Annotated in this window: 17 protein-coding genes and 1 pseudogene; 13 read left to right on the top strand and 5 right to left on the bottom strand. The window is 42.1% G+C overall.

The features are described from left to right. Window positions 1-65 precede the first annotated feature (65 nt). Together PGU50_RS12350 and PGU50_RS12345 are read left to right on the top strand one after the other, a co-directional pair. Entirely contained in the window at window positions 66-2858 is a 2793-nt protein-coding gene (locus tag PGU50_RS12350) for an SbcC/MukB-like Walker B domain-containing protein (RefSeq protein ID WP_270247108.1), read from the top strand. A gap of 283 nt (window positions 2859-3141) precedes the next feature. After that, complete coding sequence (locus PGU50_RS12345) at window positions 3142-4626, top strand: AAA family ATPase (RefSeq protein ID WP_118218629.1); 1485 nt, start codon at window positions 3142-3144, stop codon at window positions 4624-4626. A 258-nt stretch (window positions 4627-4884) separates the two neighbouring features. Here the strand turns inward: PGU50_RS12345 and PGU50_RS12340 are convergent, their stop codons facing one another. The 3 genes from PGU50_RS12340 to PGU50_RS12330 all read right to left on the bottom strand — a co-directional run bounded on the left by PGU50_RS12340 (window position 4885) and on the right by PGU50_RS12330 (window position 8477). Continuing rightward, entirely contained in the window at window positions 4885-6477 is a 1593-nt protein-coding gene (locus PGU50_RS12340; RefSeq protein ID WP_270205406.1) for an aminotransferase class I/II-fold pyridoxal phosphate-dependent enzyme, read from the bottom strand. Window positions 6478-6686: 209 nt separating this feature from the next. Then, the gene (locus PGU50_RS12335) at window positions 6687-8018 is read right to left on the bottom strand and encodes an MATE family efflux transporter (protein ID WP_270247107.1); all 1332 of its coding nucleotides are present in this window, start codon (window positions 8016-8018) and stop codon (window positions 6687-6689) included. 3 nt (window positions 8019-8021) lie between these two features. Further along, on the bottom strand, window positions 8022-8477 hold the full coding sequence (locus PGU50_RS12330) for a MarR family winged helix-turn-helix transcriptional regulator (protein WP_117824464.1): 456 nt from the start codon (window positions 8475-8477) through the stop codon (window positions 8022-8024). 538 nt (window positions 8478-9015) lie between these two features. On the opposite strand from PGU50_RS12330, the gene PGU50_RS12325 reads away from it, so the two are divergent. The 6 genes from PGU50_RS12325 (at window position 9016) to PGU50_RS12300 (ending at window position 15447) form a co-directional block, all read left to right on the top strand. After that, complete coding sequence (locus PGU50_RS12325; protein ID WP_173825245.1) at window positions 9016-10176, top strand: sugar ABC transporter substrate-binding protein; 1161 nt, start codon at window positions 9016-9018, stop codon at window positions 10174-10176. A 102-nt stretch (window positions 10177-10278) separates the two neighbouring features. After that, a complete protein-coding gene (locus PGU50_RS12320; RefSeq protein WP_270247106.1) occupies window positions 10279-11229 on the top strand; it encodes an ABC transporter permease in 951 nt (316 codons plus the stop codon). A gap of 19 nt (window positions 11230-11248) precedes the next feature. Then, window positions 11249-12748 carry a sugar ABC transporter ATP-binding protein gene (locus tag PGU50_RS12315; protein ID WP_118218637.1) on the top strand — a complete coding sequence of 500 codons (1500 nt, stop codon included), beginning with the start codon at window positions 11249-11251 and terminating at the stop codon, window positions 12746-12748. Between the two features lie 10 nt (window positions 12749-12758). Continuing rightward, window positions 12759-13730, top strand: a complete 972-nt coding sequence (locus tag PGU50_RS12310) for an ABC transporter permease (protein ID WP_117557348.1) — start codon at window positions 12759-12761, stop codon at window positions 13728-13730. Window positions 13731-13870: 140 nt separating this feature from the next. Then, window positions 13871-14974 carry a GntR family transcriptional regulator gene (locus PGU50_RS12305; RefSeq protein WP_055260448.1) on the top strand — a complete coding sequence of 368 codons (1104 nt, stop codon included), beginning with the start codon at window positions 13871-13873 and terminating at the stop codon, window positions 14972-14974. A 35-nt stretch (window positions 14975-15009) separates the two neighbouring features. Further along, window positions 15010-15447 (top strand): cation:dicarboxylate symporter family transporter, encoded by a 438-nt coding sequence (locus PGU50_RS12300; protein ID WP_330672517.1) that lies wholly within the window; start codon window positions 15010-15012, stop codon window positions 15445-15447. A gap of 64 nt (window positions 15448-15511) precedes the next feature. On the opposite strand, the gene PGU50_RS12295 is transcribed toward PGU50_RS12300, so the two are convergent. Further along, window positions 15512-16612 (bottom strand): endonuclease/exonuclease/phosphatase family protein, encoded by a 1101-nt coding sequence (locus PGU50_RS12295; RefSeq protein WP_270247105.1) that lies wholly within the window; start codon window positions 16610-16612, stop codon window positions 15512-15514. 258 nt (window positions 16613-16870) lie between these two features. On the opposite strand from PGU50_RS12295, the gene PGU50_RS12290 reads away from it, so the two are divergent. The 3 genes and pseudogenes from PGU50_RS12290 to PGU50_RS12280 form a co-directional block, all read left to right on the top strand. Further along, on the top strand, window positions 16871-18994 hold the full coding sequence (locus PGU50_RS12290; protein WP_270247104.1) for a CocE/NonD family hydrolase: 2124 nt from the start codon (window positions 16871-16873) through the stop codon (window positions 18992-18994). Between the two features lie 222 nt (window positions 18995-19216). Next, window positions 19217-21148: a diguanylate cyclase domain-containing protein gene (locus PGU50_RS12285; protein ID WP_270247103.1), complete on the top strand. Its 1932-nt coding sequence runs from the start codon at window positions 19217-19219 to the stop codon at window positions 21146-21148. A 16-nt stretch (window positions 21149-21164) separates the two neighbouring features. Then, window positions 21165-21905: pseudogene (locus tag PGU50_RS12280) on the top strand (alanine:cation symporter family protein); the annotation flags it as partial. A 51-nt stretch (window positions 21906-21956) separates the two neighbouring features. On the opposite strand, the gene PGU50_RS12275 reads toward PGU50_RS12280, so the two are convergent. Next, window positions 21957-22730, bottom strand: a complete 774-nt coding sequence (locus PGU50_RS12275) for an IclR family transcriptional regulator (RefSeq protein WP_270247102.1) — start codon at window positions 22728-22730, stop codon at window positions 21957-21959. A gap of 280 nt (window positions 22731-23010) precedes the next feature. Between PGU50_RS12275 and PGU50_RS12270 the strand changes: the two genes are divergently transcribed. Continuing rightward, window positions 23011-23985, top strand: a complete 975-nt coding sequence (locus PGU50_RS12270) for a 2-keto-3-deoxygluconate permease (protein WP_270247101.1) — start codon at window positions 23011-23013, stop codon at window positions 23983-23985. A gap of 95 nt (window positions 23986-24080) precedes the next feature. After that, on the top strand, window positions 24081-24371 hold the full coding sequence (locus PGU50_RS12265; protein WP_243002802.1) for a UxaA family hydrolase: 291 nt from the start codon (window positions 24081-24083) through the stop codon (window positions 24369-24371). Window positions 24372-24399 lie beyond the last annotated feature (28 nt).

Raw genomic sequence — 24399 nt, 5'->3', positions numbered from 1 at the left:
CGTTGAAGTAGGAATGAAACATAGAAGTTTGTAACTTTTTATAAGTTTTCAGTAACGGATGAGAGATGAGACCGATAAAACTTACGATTTCTGCATTCGGACCGTATGCAAAAGAGACAGAGATCCTTCTGGATGAACTTGGAGAGCGGGGGCTTTATCTGATAACTGGTGATACCGGTGCCGGAAAGACCACGATTTTTGATGCAATCGCATTTGCACTTTATGGTGAGGCAAGCGGAAATGAAAGAGAGCCGGGGATGCTGCGCAGTAAATATGCGGATTCGAAGACGCCGACCTTTGTAGAACTGGATTTCCTGTATCAGGGGCAGATTTATCATATCCGGAGAAATCCGGAGTACATGCGTCCAAAGGACAGGGGCGAGGGCATGACGCTGCAAAGAGCGGATGCGGTACTGGAATTTCCAGATGACAGGCTTCCGGTCACAAGGGCAAAAGAGGTCACAAAAGCAGTGACAGAACTGATCGGGCTCGACCGCGGACAATTTACTCAGATCGCAATGCTGGCGCAGGGAGATTTTATGAAGCTTCTGTTTTCAAAAACTGAGGAGCGAAGCAAAATTTTCCGGGAAATTTTTCATACCAGACCGTATCTTGCATTTCAGGAGAAAATGAAAAATGCAAGCGGCAGACTGCAGGAACAGTATGAGGATGTCAGCAAAAGCATTTTGCAGTACATGAAGGATATCAGCTGTGATGAGGATGACGTGCTTGCGGCGGATGTGAAAAAGATCCGTGAGAGCAAAGCGGTGGTTCATGCGGACAAGGTTCTGGAACTTTTGGAAACTCTGATAAATCAGGATGCAGATTCGATGAAAGAAAAGAAGAAGAATTTAACAAAGATCGAGAAAGGTCTGGAAGAGCTGAACCAGAGAATCGGAAAGGCAGAGGCAGTGATCCGTGCAAAAAAGGAACTGGAAAAAGCGGAGCAGACGATAGCAGAGAAGACACCAACGCTGGAAGAACTGGAAATGGCACTGAAGAAAGAACAGGAAAAAGTGCCGGAAAGAGAGCGGTTAGCAGAAGAGATCGGAAAGAGGCAGGAAAAGCTTGCAGAGTATGACGAATTGAAAAAACTTCAGAAGCAGATTAAAGAGCTTGAGAAACAGATTGAGATATTAAAGGACCGGGAAAGCCGATATCAGGAAAAGAAAGCGCAGATGCAGGTACAGCTGGAACAGAAAAGGAATTTACTGGAACAGCTGAAGGATGCGGAAATAAAAGTTCTGAAAGTTACAGCAGAACAGAAAGAGGTTTCAGTAAGAAAAGAAGCGGCAGAAGACATTCTTATTCAATATAAAAGATACCAAAGACAGAAGAAAAGTGTGGAAGAGGCGCAGAAGGCATACCTTGTCATGCAGGAGGAATGTACAGAGCGAAAGACACAGCTTGCCTGGATGGAGAGGGCATTTCTGGATGAGCAGGCGGGGATTCTTGCAAAGGTTCTGAAAACGGGAGAGCCGTGTCCGGTGTGCGGATCGGTCCAACATCCATGTCCGGCACAGATGACAGAGGGTGCACCGGAGAAAGAAGAGCTTGAAAGATACCGGAAAGAGACTGCCAATGTGGAGAAAAAGACGAATGATGCAAGCTTTCAGGCAAATGAAAAGCTGGTCCAGTTAAAAGTGCTGGAAGAAGAAATCCAAAAGAGTGTGAAAAGCTTTGACAGCAGCATACAGGAAGAAGAGATTGAAAAATCGCTGGCGTTGATCGGTCAACAGATGGATGCCCTCGAAAAGTCAGAAAAGGAATTACAGAAAAAGCTGGAAGTAGCTAAAGAAGCAGTGGCAGAAAAGCAGAAGCTGGAAGCTGAGATCCCGGAACTGGAGCAGATGCAGAAAAAGCTTCAGGAGGAAGAACAGGAGCGAAAGGATCAGCTCCTTGTGTCTGAGAGAGATAAAGCAAATGCAGAAGAGCAGGCTGTGAAGGTGCGTGGCAAACTGGAATTTCCGGAGAAAGCAGAAGCAGAACAGAAGATCAAAGAGCTGGATAAGCAGAAAAAAGAGATCGATAAGAATCTGAATGCTGCCCAGAAGGCATTCCAGGACTGCAGTCAGTCGGTAGAAGCGGCAAAGACGAAGAAGAAAACGCTGGAGAAGCAGATTGCAGGTAATAAAGAAACCGATATGGAAGAGCTTGTGCAGGCACGACAGGAAGTATCAGGTGCGAAAAAAGAGCTTCAAAAACAGATGGAAGAGATCAGGATCCGTTATGAGAACAATCTGAAAATCAGGAATGCGATTGACAAGCAGAGTGCGAAACTTCTGGAGCTTGAGCGGAACTGGACACAGGTGCGTGAGATTTCCGATACGGTAAACGGAAAAATCAAAGGCGGTTCCAAAGAAAAGATCAAATTTGAAACCTACATCCAGACCAATTATTTTGACCGGATCATTGCCCGTGCAAATACGCGGTTTATGGTGATGAGTGGAGGACAATATGAGCTGAAACGCCAGACTGATACAGATGACCGAAAGAGTCAGAGTGGTCTGGAACTGAATGTGATCGATCATTATAATGGTTCTGAGCGAAGCGTGAAGACACTTTCTGGCGGGGAATCCTTTAAAGCTTCTCTTTCGCTGGCACTCGGACTTTCTGATGAGATCCAGGCATCGGCAGGCGGAATCCAGCTGGATACCATGTTTGTCGATGAAGGATTTGGTTCACTGGATGAAGAGTCACTGGAACAGGCGATGAAAGCACTGAATGGTCTTACGGAAGGCAACCGTCTGGTGGGAATCATTTCCCATGTACAGGAATTAAAAGCAAGGATTGAGAAACAGATTGTGGTGACAAAGGAAAAAGCAGGCGGAAGTAGAGTGGAACTTAAGATTGACTGATCTGTGCCGGAGAAGAATTTTATGCTGAGATGAAGCGGAGCACCAATGGAGGTGGGGAAAATTCACCGAAACTGGAAGGAGAAGATGATTTTTATGAGCTGTTTTTTGCAGGACTGGAGCAGAAGGAAAGTAAAAATCTAAATGAATAAAAATACTATGAAGAAATGGTTTTGACTTTCAGATATGCAGCAAGTGTGTTAAGATAGGTACAGACTATTCATAAAATGTGCAAAAATATACAATTTGAAAAGAGCAAATATAAAAGGAAAAAGGAGTAAAAATCATGCCAGTTTTTGATTTTAAACACACACCAGATGAAAAAAAGGCTCAGGAATGTACTTATACAACATTCCGCTCGAATGAGACAGAAGCGACAGCGGAGAAACCGATGCTGGTTCTGGATAACAGCAACCGGAAATGGAAGCATCATTCCTGTGGTGTTTTCACCAACCCGATTAAGAAGACATCCTTTGAATTTGACGAGGAAGATGGAACTGTAAGTGCGGACATTCTCCAGATCGATGCGAGATTTGTAAGCCTGATCAAATGGCTGGGCGAGAATCACATCAATGTCCGTCTTTCCGGTGAAAACCGTGCAGACGGCTATGCAGTATACAAGATCCGGGAGATCGCATTCGGTGGGGCAACCAAGCTTTCAGCTGAAGATGGTTTCCTGCAGTTCATGATCGAGCGTCTTTTCGCAAGCAGTGCACCGACAGAAGAAGCAGTGGATGAGGAAATGGAAGAAGACGGCGACAGCATGAAGCTGACAAGCCTGCAGAGTATCACCGATTTTATGAACTGTGCAGGAAGAACCCTTCCGGACAATATCCGTCTGTGGGCAAGAAGAAACCTTGCTGTTGCAAGATCACATGAAGTGTCACCGGAAGAAAGAAGACATGCGCAGAGAGCTCTTTCAATCATGATGAATATTCAGTGGAAGAGCAATTATTTTGAATCCATTGATCCAGATGAGGCAAGAAGAATCCTGGATGAAGAACTTTACGGAATGGAACGTGTCAAACAGAGAATCATAGAGACGATCATCCAGATCAACAGAACGCACACTCTTCCAGCGTATGGAATCCTTCTGATCGGACCAGCCGGAACCGGTAAATCGCAGATCGCTTATGCAATTGCACGTATCCTGAAGCTTCCGTGGACAACTCTGGATATGAGTTCCATTAACGATCCGGAACAGCTTACAGGAAGTTCCCGTGTATACGCCAATGCGAAACCGGGAATTATTATGGAAGCATTTGCGGCAGCAGGAGAATCCAACCTGGTATTTATCATCAATGAGCTGGACAAAGCAGCATCCGGAAAAGGAAATGGGAATCCGGCGGATGTACTTTTGACACTCCTTGATAACCTTGGATTTACGGATAACTATATTGAGTGTAACGTTCCGACAGTTGGCGTATATCCGATTGCAACTGCCAATGAAAAAGATCAGATCAGTGCACCGATCATGTCCCGTTTTGCAGTTATCGATATCCCGGATTATACACCGGAAGAGAAGAAGATCATCTTCTCCAGATTTGCACTTCCGAAGATCCTGAAGAGAATGAGCCTTCGTCGGGACGAGTGTACGGTGACAGATGAAGGTCTTGATGTGATAATTGAACTTTATTCCAATACATCAGGAATCCGTGATCTGGAGCAGGCAGCCGAACATATTGCGGCAAATGCACTGTATCAGATTGAGGTTAATCATGTAAAAGAAGTTGTGTTTGATGGAGAAGCAGTGAGAGCATTGCTTTCATAAGAAAATTAAAATATGAAAATGTAAATGATGATACCAAGGTCAAAAGATTCTATTTCTGTTAATATTTATAGATGCAGTAAAATTGCAGAAGGAGCCGGAAAAGAAACATAGGGTACGGGTGACTTTGCACTATAGAGATGAGATCCAGTCAATTGTGGAAGCCATTGCTGACACAATTGACGGTTTCGGGAGCTCATCGGAATGCCCAGTGCAACGGAACCCGTACCCTGTTTTTCTTTTCCGGCGGTGCTTATCATTCTACCCCTGTCTATAATAACTCAGGAAATCAGAAATTTTTCCCACAGCTTCTTTCAGAACTTCAATTCGTGGCAGATATACTACCCGGAAATGATCCGGCTGTTTCCAGTTAAATCCACTTCCCTGTACGATCAGGATTTTCTTATCCTGCAACAGATCCAGTGCAAACTTTTCATCATTTATAATGTTGAACTTCTTCACATCGATCTTCGGGAACATATAAAATGCAGCCTGCGGTTTAATGGCAGTGATTCCCGGAATGTCAGTCAGTGCCTTGTAAATATATTCGCGCTGTTCGTAAATACGTCCGCCCGGAACGAGGTAGTCGTTGACGCTCTGATTGCCCCAGAGAGCGGTCTGAACGACAGACTGTGCCGGAACATTGGAGCAGAGACGCATATTGGAAAGCATCTTGATTCCTTCGATATAATCTTTTGCGATTGCTTTATTTCCGCTGAGAACCATCCAGCCAATACGGAATCCGGCGATCATATGGGATTTGGAAAGACCGCTGAAGGTGACGCAGAACAGATCCGGTGCCAGTGAAGCAATGGAAATATGTTCTTTTCCGTCCATAACAAGGCGGTCATAAATTTCATCTGAGAAAATGATCAGGTGATGTTCCCTTGCGAGATCAACAATCTTCTGCAGAACCTCTTTCGGATAAAGTGCTCCGGTCGGGTTGTTCGGATTGATGATTACAAGAGCTTTGGTACGGTCTGTGATCTTACGGCGCATATCTTCGATGTCCGGATACCAGTCAGACTGTTCATCGCAGATATAATGAACGGCTTTGCCGCCGGCAAGTGTGGCACAGGCAGTCCACAGAGGATAGTCTGGTGACGGAATCAGGATTTCATCTCCGTTGTCAAGAAGAGCTGACATACACAGGTTGATCAGTTCGCTGACACCATTTCCGGTATAAATATCATTGATTGTGACATTCGGCAACTTTTTGATCTGGGAGTACTGCATGATTGCCTTCCGTGCAGAGAAAAGTCCCTGAGAAGGAGAGTATCCTTCACAGTCGGAAAGCTGCTGACTCATATCATAGATGACTTCGTCCGGTGTACGGAAGCCGAACGGAGCCGGATTACCGATATTGAGCTTCAGTACGTGGGTACCGCGTTCTTCCATACGGGCAGCTTCTTCAACAACCGGTCCACGGACATCGTATAATACATTATCGAGTTTGGATGATTTTTTGAATATATGCATGGCAGAACTTCCTGCATTATCATTTTTGTCGGTTATTGTCTTTTTCATCGGTGTAGTTCCCCTTTTTGAAGAGTTTGAAGTTCCGACAGAACCAGAAGTCTTAGTGGTAGACGGAGCTTTTGGGGCAACGGAGTTGTTTTCCCGAGCAGTAAAGTTTTCCTGACTGTCACCGAGCAGCCAATCGGCATCTACGTGAAGCGTATCTGCCAGAAAATGGAGGATATCATTTCTCGGAACAGTTTTTCCGCTCACGTACTGGCTTACATGGCTTTTACCTAATTTTACATTATTTTCTGCGGCGATATGAACCAGATCAATCTGTTTCAGGTTCTGTGCATACATCGCCTCTTTAAGTCTATCTGAGAAAGTTGTCATTTGAAAATCTCCTTTCAAACTAAAAAAGTTCAATTTAAAAATAAAATAGTGAAGTTCAAAACTTAAATTGATTATAGCACTTCGAATGATTTGGTTCAATAACAAATATTATTTTTGGTTCAAAAAGTTTGATTCTAGCAACGGCACCCTGAAAAAAGGCGGTATCCCGCCAAAATTCAGATGCTCTGGTAACTTAGTTGCCGAGTAGTTTACAAATAATGATAAGTATTACGTTTCAGGACGATAAAAGTTCCGGTAACGCATAAAGTTAAAAGTTCAGCAATTGCAACCGAGCACCAGACTCCGTTGATCCCGAGAAGCAGTGGAAGTAGCAGAACCACTGCCATCTGGAAGACCAGTGTTCTGAGAAACGAGATCAGCGCAGAGAGCAGACCGTTGTTCAATGCGGTAAAAAATGCAGAGCCATAAATATTGAACCCGTTGATCAGGAACGCAAAGCTGTACAGACGGAAGCCACTGCGTGTCAGTTCAAAAAGCCCCTGGTCATAACCGACAAACAATGTGGCGAGTGGTGTTGCAATGAGCTGCGCGATGATAAATAAGGAAACAGCCCAGGTTCCAATCAGCCTGATACTCTTGTGAAAAAGATTCTTTAGTTCATTCTGATTGTTGGCACCGTAGTGATAGCTGACGATCGGGGCACTTCCAATCGCATAACCAAAGAAGATCGAAACAAAGATAAAATTGACATACATGATCGTTCCGTAAGCTGCAACGCCGTCTTCACCGGCAAATTTCATGAGCTGCATATTATAAAGAGCATTTACAACAGAGCTGGAAAGATTGGTCATAAGCTCGGACGAGCCATTGGTACAGGTCTTTAATAAGATTCTGCCATGAAAATGTGTTTTTCCAAGCTTTAATAAGCTGGAATTTTTCCGTCCAAAGTAGAATAACGGGAAAAGTCCTCCGATAAACTCTCCGCATACAGTCGCAAACCCGGCACCGGGAAGCCCAAGGTGGAGTACAGCTACAAATAAAAAGTCGAGAACCATATTTGTCACGCCGGCGATCACGATCACGCGAAGTCCCAGATGTGGCTTTTCGGCAGTTACAAAAAAGCTCTGAAATACATTCTGCAGCATAAAAGCAGGCAGCGAAATGCAAAGAATACGTCCATATAAAATGCAGTTGTCAAGAAGAGTACCGCTTGCACCGAATAAAATGGCAACCGGTTTTACAAGGAACATACTCAGGATTGCGATAATGATTCCTCCGATAGCAGTGATATAGACGAGCATGGAAAAATACTCATTGGCATTTTCGATCTTTCCTTCACCAAGCGTCTTTGCAACAATGGCACTACCACCGGTTCCGATCATGAAGCCGAGAGCGCTGATGCCCATCAGGAAGGGCATGATCAGATTCACCGCTGCAAAAGCGCTTTTTCCAACAAAGTTGGATACAAAGAGTCCGTCAACCACACTGTAAATGGATGTGAAAATCATCATTATAATAGATGGAAAAACAAATTGCAGAAGTTTTTTATAAGTAAAATGTTCGGATAATTGAATTTTCATAGTTTATAGATCCTCCTCAAGTTTAGAAAGCCTAGAACGTAAGGCATGATTATATTTAGCATTCAGGCGCAGAAGCTGTTCACATTCTTCGGGGCTGAAAGAAGCTAAAGTATCATTTTCAATCTGGATGAGAGGAAGCAGCTTTTCCTGAATAAGTTTCTTGCCGGAATCTGTAAGATGGATATGCATACTCCGTCCTTTTCCGGGAGAAAGAGTGAGATATCCGTCGGCCTGCAGTTTCCGGATGGATGAATTGATCGTCTGCTTTGGCAGGCAGGAAGCCTTGCAGATATCACGCTGCAGACAGTTATCACCCATATCAAAAAGTGCATAGAAAATCTCAAAAGCGCTGTCAGACAGATGCAGTCTGCGGGCAGCTTCGTGGTAAATTTCATTTGCTTCTTTATATAAGCAATTGTATTCTTTTAAATATTTGCTGATCAGTATAGTAGAATCCATAATTTCCTCCATTTATACAATTATATAGATGAATGAATTTTCGATTATACAAAGTAAGTCCGAAATCATACTTACAAGAGTATAGTCTGAAATCGGACTTATGTCAAGCGCTGATTTTGCAGGTGAAGGATGAAGCGTAAATTTTGCAGGTGAAGGATGAGGGAGTTGTGGATAATGCATAGAAGGTGTAGCTTTACATAAAAGAATAAGAACTGCTTTTGCATAATATAAAAGAAGATAACAGGTATACAACTGTGTGGATTGTATACATTTACAATACAAGTAATGTATAAACCAAAGTTGTATTGTCAGTTCATAAAAATTTTACACATAACACACAAAAAACTGGTTTTTATCGAAAAAAATCGGTTCGAATAATGGCATAATGCACAAAACAGATAAAAAATACTAGTTTTTGATGGGTGAAACATATGGTTACAATACAACTTTGGAAGAAAACTTTCTTGTATTTTCTTGAAAAAACCATAGTCAAATAATATAATCAAATCATCAAGAAAACGGAGATGGAGGAGAAGATATGAAAAAAGTTTTCAAAAAAGTAACAGCAGCTACAATGGCAGCTACAATGGTAGTTGGACTTGCAGCATGTGGTGGTAGTGGAAGTGGATCTTCTGACAAGAGTGCTTCAAAATCAGGCAAGATCAAAATTGGTGTTTCTATTTGGTCTTCAACAGACGTACTTGGATCACAGTGTAAGAAAATCCTTGATGAAGCAGCAAAAGCTCTTGATGTCGAAGTACAGTATGTTGACCAGGGACATGTTTCTGAAAAAGTTACAGCATCTGTAGAACAGCTTGCAGCAGCAGGATGCCAGGGAATCATCATCTGTAACTCATCTGATACAGAAATGACATCTGCTATCAAGACATGTAATGACAACAAAGTTTATCTTGCACAGTTCTTCCGTGTAATCAGTGAAAAGAACAGCGCAGATATTTATCAGGCAGCTAAAGATTCTGATTACTACATCGGAGCTGTACATGAAGATGAACCGGCAAACGGTGAAGAACTTGTAAACATCCTTCTTGAAAAAGGAGATCGTAACATCGGTCTTATTGGCTGGGAGCAGGGAGATGCTACATGGCTTGGAAGATGGGAAGGTTACAAAGCAGGCGTTGAAAAATGGAATAAAGAAAACCCGAACGATAAGGCAACTCTTTCTGAACCACAGTATGCAGGTACAACTTCAGAAGGTGGATCAAAAGCAGCAGAAGCTTTAATGGCAGCAGATCCAGATCTTGATGCACTGATCCCAGCTGGTGGTGGTGGAGATCCACTTCAGGGAGCAATCGCAGCAGTTGAACGTGCAGGCAAGACAAGTGATATTGATATCGTTTCTACAGACTTCCTCCCAGACCTTGGAGAAAGACTTGAAAATGGATCTATGGCTGGTGAATCTGGCGGACATTACTGTGATCCGCTGATTTCCTTCATGATGGTTTACAATGCAATCAAAGGAAACTACAAAGACTTCGGTGGTAAATTCGAAGATGTTCCATTCCCATATCTGTATGTATCATCACCAGATGACTACAAAGCATATGAGAAATATTTCGTAGACCAGCTTCCATACACAGATGAAGAACTGGTTGATATGTCTAAACTCAGCATGGAAGACTTAAAGGCAACAGCTGCTAAGGTATCTATTGAAGATGCAGCATCACGTGCAGGTAACTAGGATAGACAAATAATAACGACTATTAACTCAGAAAGGGTGACGTCGCAAAGGCGATGCCACCTTTTCTAAATCAGAAATGACAATTATGAAGAGGTAGATAATATGGGCACTAGTAAAAAACTTTCAGGGAAAGTGATGGGATATCTGATCTTAATCGGTCTGGTCGTACTTTCCTGGCTGATCTTTAAAATCTTGACACCACATAACTTCGGTTCCTTTTCCAATATGCTCAATTACTTTCAGGCGAGCCTGATTGCTACCGTAGGTGCAGTTGGTTTCTATTTTGTAATGGTAATGGGAATGTTCGATTTCTCAATTGGTGCAAACATCATGCTTTCCGCAATCGTTGGATGTGTATTTGCAACCAGATTTAACATGGGCTATTTTGGACTTATTATTGGATGCGTTCTTACAGGCGCAATCGTTGGAGTATTGAACGGTATCTTCTATGTAAAGCTTCGTATTCCATCAATGATCGTAACAACCGGTCTGGCTCTTATTTATGAGTCAATCGCAAACTATATTGCAGGCGGTGTTGAGCAGACACTTCCGGCAAACATTCGTGCATTTGGTCAGATGCCATGGGATATCATCCTTGCATTAGCGGCTTGTGCAGTAGCTTACATATTCTTAAACTACACTAAAATCGGAACTTATACCTATGCAATCGGAAGTGATGAGTTCGTTGCAAAGAATATGGGTATTGATGTAAATAAATATAAAGTACTTGCATTTATCTTAAGTGGTGCATTCCTTGGGGTTATGGCGATCTTGACAATCAGTTATGGTTCTTCTATGGTAGCTGTTACCGGAATGGCATCTATGAGCCGAAACTTCGTTCCGACTATGGGATGTTTCTTTGGCCTTGCATTTAAGAAATACGGAATGCCACTTCCGGCAATCATCATCGGTGAGTTCGTAATCAACATCATTTTCTTCGGTTTCATTGCTCTCGGAGCACCGACTGCAATCCAGGATGTTATCACAGGACTTGCACTGCTTATTATCATTACTGTGACAACAAAGGCTACTAAGGGCGAAATCGTCAAGTAATGAAGGGAGGAAGACAGCAATGAGTGAAGTAAGATTACAGGTAAAAAATCTTTGTAAAAACTTCGGTATTACAAAAGCAGTTCAGAATGTATCCTTCAATGTAAACAAAGGAGAGGTTCACGCGCTGATCGGAGAAAACGGTTCTGGTAAATCCACTCTGACCAACATGCTGACAGGTATCTACAGCATTGGAAGCGGACAGTTCATTCTGGACGGAAAAGAAATTCATCCGAAGAACCAGGTAGAAGCAAACAACGAAGGTGTATCTATCATCGTACAGGAACTTGGAACTCTGTCAGGACTTACAGTTGCAGAGAATATTTTCCTCGGACATGAAGATCAGTTCGTACATTTTGGAATTAAAAATACAAATGCCATGAACAAAAAAGCAACAGAGCTTTTAAAGCAATATGGCTTTGACAGAATTAAAGCAGCTGACATGATCGACAATTACAACTTCGAAGACCGTAAGCTGGTCGAGATCGTAAAGGCTACCTATTTTGATCCGAAGATCGTTGTTATCGATGAGACAACAACTGCTCTTTCACAGGAAGGACGTGAAGAGCTTTACAAACATATGGAAAGAATCAGAAAGAGTGGAAATACAGTTATTTTCATTTCACATGACCTTCCGGAAATCCTTGATAAGTCGGATACAATCACAATCCTTCGGGATGGTGTTTACATTGATACTGTTAAGAGTAAAGATGTAACAGAAGATGATCTGAAGAAACTGATGGTAGGACGAGAAGTAACAGGTGATTATTATCGTGCAGATTATGGTGAAAAAGTATCTGACGAAGTTGTATTATCAGTAAAGAATGTTACTGTTCCTGGATTGATCGAAGATGTAACATTTGATCTTCATAAAGGTGAAATCCTTGGATTCGGTGGACTTTCAGAATCTGGTATGCATGAAATCGGAAAAGCTATTTTCGGTGCATCTTATGACCGTACAGGTAGCGTAACACTGGCAGATGGAACACAAATTAATGATATTCCGACTGCGATCAAACACAGCATTGCGTACACATCAAAAGACCGTGATAATGAATCTGTTGTTCTGAATCAGAGTATCGGAGACAATATCTGCCTCCCATCACTGGATGAACTGGCAGGAAAGTCACATCTCTTAAGTGACAAGAAGCGTAAAGAATTTGCAGACAAATATGCAAAACAGATGTCTGTAAAGATGGTAGATGTAAACCAGTTTGTATCAAATCTTTCAGGTGGTAACAAACAGAAAGTCGTTCTTGCAAGATGGATCGGAAAAGATTCTGACATCGTTGTACTGGACAGCCCGACACGTGGTATTGATATCAAAGTTAAACAGGATATCTACCAGTTAATGAATCAGATGAGAAAAAATGGAAAATCCATTATCATGATTTCAGAAGAGCTGATGGAGCTGATCGGTATGTGCGACCGTATCATAATTATGAAAGATGGAAAAATCAGTGGTCAGCTGGATAGAGATAAGAACCTCGATGAAAATGGTCTTATTTCTATGATGGTATAAGGAGGCAGCTATGGGAAGTCAAGTAAGTGCAAAAACAAATGATAAAGAGCAGCAGCTGAAAAAGGCATCTAAGATGACCTTAATTCGTTCGCTCCTGCCAATCGTAGGATTGGTTGTTATTTTCCTGTTATTTAATGTTCTGACAGATTTCCGTATGATGGGAAATATGTCACTGGTACTTTCACAGGTATATGTAACTATGATTGCAGCTATGGGTGTTTTCTTCATTATGACAATGGGAGGTTTGGATTTCTCTCAGGGATCTATCCTCGGTATTTCATCCATCGTTGTATGTATTCTTTCACAGAAAAGCATTCCACTCGCAATTATCGGTGGCATTGCATCTGGTGCGGCAATTGGAGCTCTGAATGGTTACTTCTATGTATTCCGTAAGATTAAATCCTTCATTGTTACAATTTGTACCATGTTCTTATTCCGTGGATTTATCAAATACCTTACAACAAATGCACCTGTTGCAGGTTCTGCAAAACTGATCAACTATGACAGTACAGGACTTAAGGTTGCATGTACGGTAGTTATTTTGATTATTGGATTCATTGCATTCCGTTATACAAAGTTCGGAACTTATCTGAAAGCAATCGGAGCCGGTGAAAAAGCAGCAATGTTCTCTGGTATCCGTACAGATAAGATGAAATTCCTCATCTATGTACTTGCAGGTGCAATTACAGGATTTGCGGCATTTATCAATGTAATCAAAGTCGGATCGGTTACATCTTCAGGTGGTAACCAGCTGGAAACACAGATTCTGATCGCGCTGGTATTAGGTGGTATGCCGATTTCCGGTGGCGCAAAGGTTCGTTTTGAAAATATTGTTGTTGGATCTTTACTGTACATCGTACTGAACAGTGGACTGACAATGATGGGATTCACAACACAGATGATGCAGCTCATTCAGGGTATTGTATTCCTGATCTTCGTGGCAGTATTCGCAGACAGAGAATCTATCCAGGTAATCAAATAATAATTTACATATTGGGGAACTGACAGCTCTCGTTTACGAGAAGAATTTTCCGGATGTATACAGATCGGAAGTCAGGATTTGCAGTCCAAATAAGATTGCGGATCCTGATTTTTGGTCTATGTGGCAGAAATGGAGAGTTTATGCATAAGACAGAACAGGAAGGACTTAAATACCAAAAATTATATAATTGGGCACACACACTGATCACCAGTGGTGTGATTAAAAATATGGATAAATTTCCGTCAGAGACAAGCCTTCAGAAGAAGTTTGGATATTCCAGGCAGACGGTAAGGACTGCATTGCGGCAATTGGAGGAAGAAGGTCTGATTACCCGTGTGAGGGGAAGCGGAACCTATGTTTCTTATGACAGCAGTGGAGTAAATGGAGAAAGACCACAAATAGGTCTTCTTTTGAGCTATTATTCTGATTATCTGTTTCCGCGGGTATACGATGGGATTGAAGCTTCGCTGACAGAAAAAGGATATGGAATTGAGGTTGCGGTAACGAAGAACCGCCTGAATGATGAGGCGATTTATCTGGAAGGTCTGCTCAAAGGAAATGTCAGTGGTCTGATCATTGAAGGATCGAGATCGGCATTTCCAAATCCAAACATTCGTCTTTATAAAGAAATCAAAAGAAGAAATATTCCGACACTGTTTATCCACAATCATTATGAAAATATGCCATTTGACAGTGTAGAAATGTCGGATTCCAGATCAGCTTACGAGTTGACCAGGATTCTGATCGAGAACGGGCACCGAAGGATTGGCGGAATCTTCAAGTATGATGACAGGCAGGGGATTGAGCGGTACAAAGGATTTGTTCAGTGCCTGTCAGATTACGGCGTGAAATTTGATGATGACTGTATTCGTTGGTATTCGACGAAGGATATGGAGGAGAAACTGAGCAAAAAGGGACTGCTTAGGATGTACAGACGGACGAAGGATTGTACAGCGATGATGGTCTACAATGATGAAGTGGCAGATTATTACATGGAGTTTCTGGAAGAGAGGGGGCTGCATGTGCCGGAGGACATTTCGCTGGTATCTTTTGATGATGCAGAGCTTCAGGATTCGAGTACCAGTATCCAGCTGGTGACAGCGGTGCATCCAAAGTATCAGCTCGGACGTATCACAGCAAAACATCTTCTGCGGATGATGGAGGATCCGGAATGGCAGCAGAAAAATTATTCGTACCGGTTTCCTGTAAAGATTAGAGATGGAAATTCAGTGCGGAAAATATAGAAAGAGTGAAAAGCAGGTGACGAAATCCGGCAGCACTGAATGCATTCGGAACCTGTTCAAGCTCGGCAACCATTCCGATCAGTAAGAGTTGTGTGGAGAATGAACTTGGTGTTTCCAACCAGATTTCCAGTATTGCAATTCCGCTTGGAGCAACGGTCAATATGGATGCCGTTTCAATCGTTATGTCATTCATGATCATGTTCTTTGCAAATGCATGTGGTGTCAATGTCAGTGTATCGATGATGATAATTATCCTTCTGGCAAATGTGCTTCTGTCAGTCGGTACACCGGGAATCCCGGGAGGTGCGATCGCATCCTTTGCGGCACTTGCTACGATGGCAGGACTTCCGGCAGGTGTTATGGGCGTTTATATCAGTATCAATACGCTTTGCGATATGGGAGCAACCTGTGTAAATGTTATTGGTGATATGGCAGGCTGTGTGGTATTGCAGGAGAAGATTGATCTGGAGTAGGACGAAAGAAAATAGACGAAAACATAGGCAGCTGGTCTGAAAAGATCAGCTGCCTTTTTACATATTATTCATCTAATAATTTGAATTTCATATACACCGGATCATGATCCGAGTAGCTATATCCGGTATTTACATTTTCATATTCTGTGCATTCAATATTATCGGAAGTAATAAATCCGTCCAGCGTTACCGTGTAAGTCACACCAGGTACATATTCCATATCTGCATTCCGTGCACTGTCCCAGAGAGCATCCTTTTCACTGTCAGAAAGATTGTCCAGGCAGAATGAAAAGTGTTCCGGAAGCTCTTCGCGTGGGAATGGATAAGCCCAGGACTCACAATTTTCTGCATTTTTTTCGGATGCCTTCAGGTCATGGTTGAAATCACCACCGCATAGTACATAATTACCGGCTTCGTATTCCTTTTCCATATCTGCACTCAGCATACGGATCTGTCCTTCGCGAATCGCATCACTGTTGCCGTAAGCAGACATGTGTAGCAGGAAGATAACCAGTTCCTTTCCGTTATCTACAGGGACTCTGGAAATACTGTAACAGCGGTCAAGGTCAAAGAACTTGCTGAAGCTTGTCGATATAGGAAAGCTTCTTCTCAGAGAATCCGTAACCGGATATTTGGAGAAAAGAGCAAGTCCGGAACGGCTACGGCCATGCGGCTGTGTGAATGGATAAAAAAGGAATGCGGAATCGTAATTCTGTGCAAATACCGTATTGTAACTTGGAATCGTATCCTTTAAAATCGAGTATTCATCTACATGGTAGCTTCTTGTAGAGTTCAGATCAATTTCCTGGATCAGTGCGAAATCCGGATCTTTGGAAGCAACCAGCTCTCCGGCACCCTGAATATCAGCTTCGACACTCTCCTTACTTTTTGCCCAGGAAGATTTTCCACCGTCCATAAAGAAGCTGAAGTCCGGCGTGTAGGCTCCGAAACCAACATTGTAGGTCAGAGCGGAATATTCTTTCTCGGTTGTCAGTGTGTCAGCTGCGGCTGTTCCACCGGAAGTTTTCTCGATCTTCAAAGCCTGATTATCCGGAATTCGGTGATAGCTTGCAAAGAGATAGATCAGATATGCAATCAGCGCAACCAGAATGATAAGCAGGAAGATTCCGAGAACTTTTAATATCTTTTTTATGTTCTTTTTCATAATATCCCCTTTTTGTTTGTTAAATTTCAGATAAATCTATGTAAAATATAAATTTACTATAGCATGTTTAAAAGATTATTTCTATAGAATTGAGAAAAGAAAACAGGTATAGTAAACTATAAAATAATGCGAAAAATCTCATTGAAGTTCTTCTTGCATCTCGTTATAATAGGAAATGGAGAAATGAAATCACAATAATATTGGGGAAATAATATGTGATTAGATCCGAGTATTTATTTAATGTTTGGGAGGTTTACCATGAACGAAAAGAATTACAGCAAAGTACCAGTATTTGAGAACGGACTTGCACAGCCGGTATTTCCACTTACAGATGGAAAGACAGGAGAAAAGTATGATCCGGCAACATCCAGTATCGTAAGATATTGTGTTTATGTGGAAACGGATTACGATGTGGACGGAGATGGAAAAAGAGATCTTGTGAAAGCTGTTGTCCAGGTACCAAGAAGTGCAGTAGAGGGGAATTATAAGGCTGCAACTTTATATGAAGCACGTCCATATGCGGCGGGAGTCCAGGAAGATGGATATCCGCATATGAAAGAAGTGGCAGAAAAAGAATATCATCCGGTTAATTTTGCAGATCTTGACAAAAAAGTGGATGCGCATGTTCCGCAGGGATGTATCAGTGCAATGGATCTTTCTTTAAAAGCAGATCCGGCAGACTGGTATTATCCGGATAAAGGAAATAATAACATTATGGTTTTTGAAAATATCGACACCTTTGATTATTATCTTGTACGTGGATTTGCAGTTGTTTTAAGTGCGGGATTTGGTTCAAAAGGATCTGACGGATTCAATTATGTTGGTTCAGACTATGAAAGAGACGCTTTCAAAGCAATTGTAGAATGGCTGCATGGAGACCGTATCGGATATGCAGACCGCGAAGGAACGGTTGAGACAAAGGCAGACTGGTCCAACGGAAAGGTTGCCATGACAGGAAGATCTTACGCCGGAACCATGCCGTTTGCAGTGGCAACAACAGGAGTAGAAGGACTGGAGACAATCGTACCGATCGCAGGAATCGCGGACTGGTACAGCCAGCAGAACATGCAGGGCGCACAGCGGTACTGGCCGAAAGAAATGCTGAACAGCTTCCTTGCCTATTTTTGTTCCAGCCGTTACAATGATGAGACATTAACCGAGAAGCAGCAAGATGACATGGGAGCGTTCCATCATGAGATGAGCCTTCAGCAGATCAAGGGTGGATTTGACTATAATCCGGAATTCTGGGGTATGGGAAATTATCGCCTTCATGCAGACCGGATCAAATGCAGTGCACTCATCGTACAGGGATTGAATGACGAGAACGTGTCTACCAAGCAGTATGAGATGATGTACAAATCTTTCCAGAAGGCAGGAAAAAATGTAAAAGCAATCCTTCATCAGGGTGCACATATCACACCAACTATGCCGAAACGATATGGAATCCTTGTAGATGGTAAATTCTATGATGATATTATCAATGAATGGATTTCTCATTATTTATACGGAGTTGAAAATGGTGCAGAGAACAGACCGGCAATCCTGGTGCAGATGAACTATGACCAGAGAAAATGGGAGACAGCAGATTCCTGGGAGACAGCATATAAGATGACTCTTACATGCGAAGAACAGGGAACAACTGTAATCGATACAGACTGGGAAGCAGCGGGTGTCAGTGCAGAGAACTTCGATGATGTGATGGGTGTGAGATCAAGCAATATGGCACAGCGTTATGTGACGGATCCGTTTAAAGAGGCAGTGACATTACAGGGAACAACTTGCGTAAGATTAAGAGCAGCGTTAAAAGATGGAGATGCAGAAGCAGATTTCAATCCGGTAAACAGTAATGATGCAGATACTCTGACGATGAAGCTTGGAATGCATGAAATGTCAGGACGTATGGATGATGTGAAGCTTACTCTTCTTCTTTGTGACGTGTGCGATGAAGAATTTGACAGCATTCAGTCTGTAGATCCGCAGAGAAATACAATTCCGGTCAATATGGTAAAAGAAGGCGGAATTATTAGCGGAGGAGAGGTTCCGGCATGGAATGAAGCGGAGTTTGCTACTGTACATAAGAAATACCGTGTGATCACACGGGCATTTGCAGATCTGTGCAATCCGGAAGCAGGATATGAACCGGAGACAGCACAGAACAGTATCGAACTGAAAAAGGGTGAATACCATGATTACCATATTTATCTGAATGCGACAAGATATACGGTAGAGCCTGGACATAGTCTGGCACTGGTCATCACGACAGAAGATCCGATCAACTGTCTGATCCACAAGACCTATTCTGTGGAAATTGAGAATGCATCAGTGACAGCGGAAGTTCCGATGACTGCAGTGGTAGAAAATCGCGTGATGACGAGAAAATAAATTACATAAAAGGATAGTTATATAATTATTTCATGAAGGATCACCATTCCTGGAAACAGGCTTTGGTGGTCCTTTTTTACAGTAATGCAGATGTATCCTATGCTTCAGAAAAAAATTTTAAGATATATCGGGATAATTCTTTTTATTTTTTGGTAAATATTGTAAAATAATTAGAAATGAAAATAACAGGAAACTGCGTAGTAAAAGTCTGGAGGAAAAGACATGAACGCGGAAGAACGAATGACAAAAGAACAATTAGAAGAAGAAATCCGACATTTTCGGAAGATCTTTCAGGAGATCCGTCTTTTCCCGATTGGAAATATATCAGATATCGATGAAGAATGGAGAAAAATCAATGAGCGGCAGAGATGCTATCATTATTGGAAACGGGAAACACCCTGTGATAACTGTGTAGCGATGCGTGCAGCGACCACGAAAGAAGAAAAAGGAAAGCTGGAGATTGTAAATGGCAAGATTTATCAGGTGATCGCACGTTATATAGAAGTAGATGAGAAGCCATATGTACTCGAGCTGATCCGTTGCCTGGATGGTGACTGGTCGATTGGAGAGATCAATCATGAGCGTTTGATAGATATGTTTGTACATTACAATGACAGGTTATACAGAGATGCAGTGACAGATGCATACAACCGGCGGTATTATGAGGATGAGATGAAGAACAAGAAGAAAAATGCCGGGGTTGCACTGATCGATCTAGATGATTTTAAACTGCATAATGATACCTACGGACATCAGGCAGGGGATATGGCACTCTATACGGTTGTAGATATTATCCGGAAAAATATCCGTAAGACGGATAAGCTGATCCGTTTTGGCGGGGATGAATTCCTTCTTGTGATGCCGGAAGTTACGGAAGAAGTTTTTAGCCAGAAACTGCAATTGATACAGGAGCGTATCTATAATGCAAATGTTCCGGGATACCTGAATTTGCGGCTTTCTATCAGTGCCGGTGGTGTGCTGACGGAAGGAGACAGTATTGAGGAAGCCGTGAACAGAGCGGACAAGCTGATGTATCAGGCGAAGGCTACGAAGAATAAAGTGGTTACACAGAAAGATGAAAGAGAGCAGTACGAGAAGCATAACCAGATTAAACAGCAGATTCTGGTTGTCGATGATTCAGAGATGAACCGTGCGATTCTCTGTGAGATGCTGAAAGATGATTTTGAGATCATTGAAGCAACGAACGGACAGGAATGCGTTTCGCTAATAGAACAATACGGGAAAGAGATATCACTGGTACTGCTTGATATCGTGATGCCGATTATGGACGGTTTTGAAATTCTGATGTATATGAACCGGAATCACTGGATTGAAGATGTGCCGGTAATTATGATATCCAGCGAGGAATCTGAGAACTATATCCGGAAAGCGTTCAAGTTTGGAGTATCCGATTACATCAGCAGACCTTTTGACAGCAAGGTTGTATACCAGCGTGTATTTAATACGATCAAGCTGTATGCAAAACAGAGAAGGCTGATTTCCATGGTATCCGATCAGATGCATGAAAAGGAAAAGAACAATCAGATGATGGTAGAAGTTCTAAGCCAGATTATGGAATTTCGTAATGGAGAGAGCGGCCTTCATGTTGTCCACATCAATACATTGACGAGACTTTTTCTGGAAAGACTTGTTGAGAATACGGATGCATATAATTTGACGCCGGATGACTGCTATCTGATTTCAACAGCATCCGCGTTTCATGATATCGGTAAGGTTGGAATTGATGAGTCGATTCTGAATAAGCCTGGAAAGCTGACTGAAGAAGAATTTGAGACCATGAAAAAGCATACGCTGATTGGTGCTTCTATGCTGGATAAGCTGGAGCATTATAAGGATGAGAAGATGATCAAGATCGCGTACCAGATCTGCAGATGGCATCATGAACGTTATGATGGTAAAGGGTATCCGGATGGTCTGACCGGAGAACAGATTCCAATTGCGGCACAGGTTGTATCTGTGGCAGATGTTTATGATGCACTGGTGAGTAAGCGTGTATATAAAGATGCGTATTCACATGAACAGGCGATGAAGATGATCCTGAATGGAGAGTGCGGAGCGTTCAATCCGCTTTTAATGGAAGTTCTTGTGGAAATCCAGGATAAAATAAAAGAAGAAATACGTTACGAGGCATAAAAAAGAAGAAACGTCCGCCATGAAGGTAACGATCGGACGTATGCTTCGGAAAAAGGATGCATCAGATGGTGCGATGACGCCATTTCAGGCAGTCTGTACGGCACTCGCGGCAACGGTCGGAACCGGAAATATTGTAGGAGTTGCAGGAGCGATCGCGATCGGAGGACCGGGGGCAGTCGGAAGCTTCTTTATCAGTATGAAAAAAGGTGTGTCCAGAGGAATTTTCTCTAATGAGGCAGGTCTTGGTACCGGATCGATTGCACATGCATGTGCAGATACAAAAAAACCGGTGAAACAGGGATTCTTCGGAATCTTTGAGGTATTTATAGATACGATCGTAATCTGTACACTGACCGCACTGGTAATCCTGTGCAGCGGAGTTTCGATTGGTTACGGTGAGGCAGCAGGTGCGGAGCTTACGATTCTTGGATTTACTTCTACATATGGGAACTGGGTATCGATCTTTACCGCGGTTGCAATGTGCTGCTTTGCATTTTCAACGATTATCGGATGGGGACTTTATGGAACCAGATGTATTGAATTTTTATTTGGAACGAAGATCAACAAACCGTTTATGGTGCTGTATTCACTGGTTGCGATCGTCGGAGCAACGATGGATCTTGGACTGATGTGGAATATTGCAGAGACATTTAACGGACTGATGGCAATCCCGAACTTAATTGCAGTCTTCCTGTTATCAGGAGTTGTGGTAAAGCATGTAAAAGAATATTTTGCAGGGGAAGGGAAAGGCGTATAGAAAAATGAAATACCTGGCAGAAAGTGAATTTTGCTTTCTGTCAGGTATTTTTTAATTTCCAAAATCAACACCATACACTTGAAAGTGGGCTTCAATTCGGTGTTTGGCTTTCCATAAAATCTGAACAACTTCTTTTTCTTTTTCCTCAGAAATACGGAAAGTTGGCATGGATACACTTAAAGCTGCGATTGGCGCATTATTGTAATCCAGAGAAACGGCAATGCAGTTCACCATTAAATTAGTTTCTTCATGCTCTAATGCGTATCCGCGCTGTCGGGTAAGCTCCAGTTCTTTTATCAGATCATCGACGGTAGAAAGTGTATGCGGGGTGTATGCGGTAAGGACTTTCGGAAATAAACTGCGTATTTCTTCTTCGGATTTGTAAGCCAGAAGTGCTCTTCCGAGACCAGTACAATACAGAGGAAGTTGTTTTCCTACAGAAGACATCAGACGGATTGGCTGAGGTGATTCTTTTTTTGCAATATAAAGTACCATGTTTCGGGACTGGATGCCAAGCTGACAAGTTTCGTTGGTTTGTGTTGTGATATTACTCATTTCCTGCTGAATGAATTGTAGGGAAGTCTTACGGTTATTATATGTAATTCCTACAGAATAAGTTGCTACACCAATAAAATAGCGCAGAGTATTCTTTTGCATATAAATAAAATTCCGGGCAGTCATCGTATGAACAAGCGGCATAATGCTGCTTTTTGGAGCGTTCAGTGCTTTGGAAAGCTCAGTGAGGGTCATTCCATCTTCTGAGTTTGAAAGAAGCTCCAGTATATCAAGTACCCGCTCAGTAGGGCGATGTTCAGTTGTTGCCATTGATTCAAATCTCCTTTATTAACATTGAAACTATTTAAATTTCAATCAAATATATAGAAATTATATCAGATATTCGTATAGAATTCCAGAGTTGCGTATTGTATATGTAGAAATTTACCTAAAAAAATTGTGCAAAATGATAAAAATAATGAATTTATTTGATGATATATTGACAATAAAGTGTACGAGTGCTATTTTAAGAACATAAAGTATGTAAATACATACGTAGTACGTATATACGGACAAATGAAAAGCAAAAGGTAAAGAGGAGGAAAAAACTATGATTATGAACTTTTTGAAGAAAGTGCCGGCTGGAATGATGATCGTTCCGCTTTTGATAGGGGCAATTTTAAATACGTTTTGTTCGTCGATACTTCAGGTAGGTTCACTTACAACAGCAACTTTTTCAAATGCAGGTGCAGCAACAGCGATGGGAATTCAGCTGGTATGTCTCGGAACAACGCTGAGATTTAATGAAATCGGAAGTGTATTCAAACGTGGTGGGGTTCTTCTGATTTCCAAATTCGTAATTGGAGCTGCTATCGGTATTATAGTTGGAAAAGTATTCGGTATGAATGGATTCTTTGGATTATCTGCACTTGCAATTATCTGTGCAGTAACAAATAGTAATGGTTCTGTATATCTTTCCCTGATGCAGTCTTACGGTGACGAAGTTGACTGTGGGGCGATGGCATTACTTTCGCTGAATGATGGACCGTTTTTCACACTGGTTGCAATGGGAACTTCAGGACTGGCAAATATCCCGTTACTTTCAATCCTTGCAGCAATTACACCAATCATTGTTGGTATGATTCTTGGAAATCTTGACAAATCATTTTCTGATTTCCTTGCACCGGCAGGACCAATTTTGATTCCTTTCGTAGGACTTACACTTGGAGCTGGAATCGACCTTTCAGCAGTTGTAAAAGGTGGTCCGGCAGGAATCCTTCTTGGACTGATTACTACATTTATCGGTGGTGCGTTTATCGTATTATGTGACCGGAAAATTTCAAAGCGGCCAGGCTATGCCGGATGGGCAGTTGCGACAACAGCAGGTAATGCGGTTGCAGTTCCGGCGGTTGTAGGACTTGCAGATAAGAGCCTGGAAGCATATGTACCACAGGCAACAGCACAGGTTGCAGCATCTGTAGTTATTACAGCAATTCTTGTTCCAATCGTCACAAACTGGTGGGCACATAAATATGGCTGCCCGAAATTCCCTCTGGAAGAGAAGAAAACAGAAGCAGCGAAGTAACAAGATATATTGTAACATATTAATTTAAAGATACCAGGGTCAAAATATCTTTTGACCACAACATCATTTAAACATGAAAATAGGAGATGAGCAAAATGGCAGTAACAGTTAACGCAGCAATTATTGATGAAAAAGATACCGTCGTTGTAGCAATTGAAAAGATTAATGCAGGAGATGAAATAATCTGGAGAGACAGAAACGGAGATGTACAGAAGATTACAGCAGCTACAGATGTACCAATGTACCATAAAGTAGCAATCAAGGAAATGCCAAAAGGAACGGAAGTAGTAAAATATGGAGAACACATTGGTCTTGCAGCATGTGACATCCATGTTGGCGAGCATGTACATGTACATAATGTCCAGAATCACAGAGAAAATCTTTAAATACGGAATATAAGAAGACAGGAGGAAT

The sequence above is a fragment of the Coprococcus sp. AM11-30B genome (genome assembly GCF_027674365.1).
Taxonomy (GTDB): Bacteria; Bacillota; Clostridia; order Lachnospirales; family Lachnospiraceae; genus Allocoprococcus; species Allocoprococcus comes.
The sequence above is the reverse complement of the archived record's forward strand: the minus strand, read 5'-3'. Positions and strand labels throughout refer to the sequence as shown.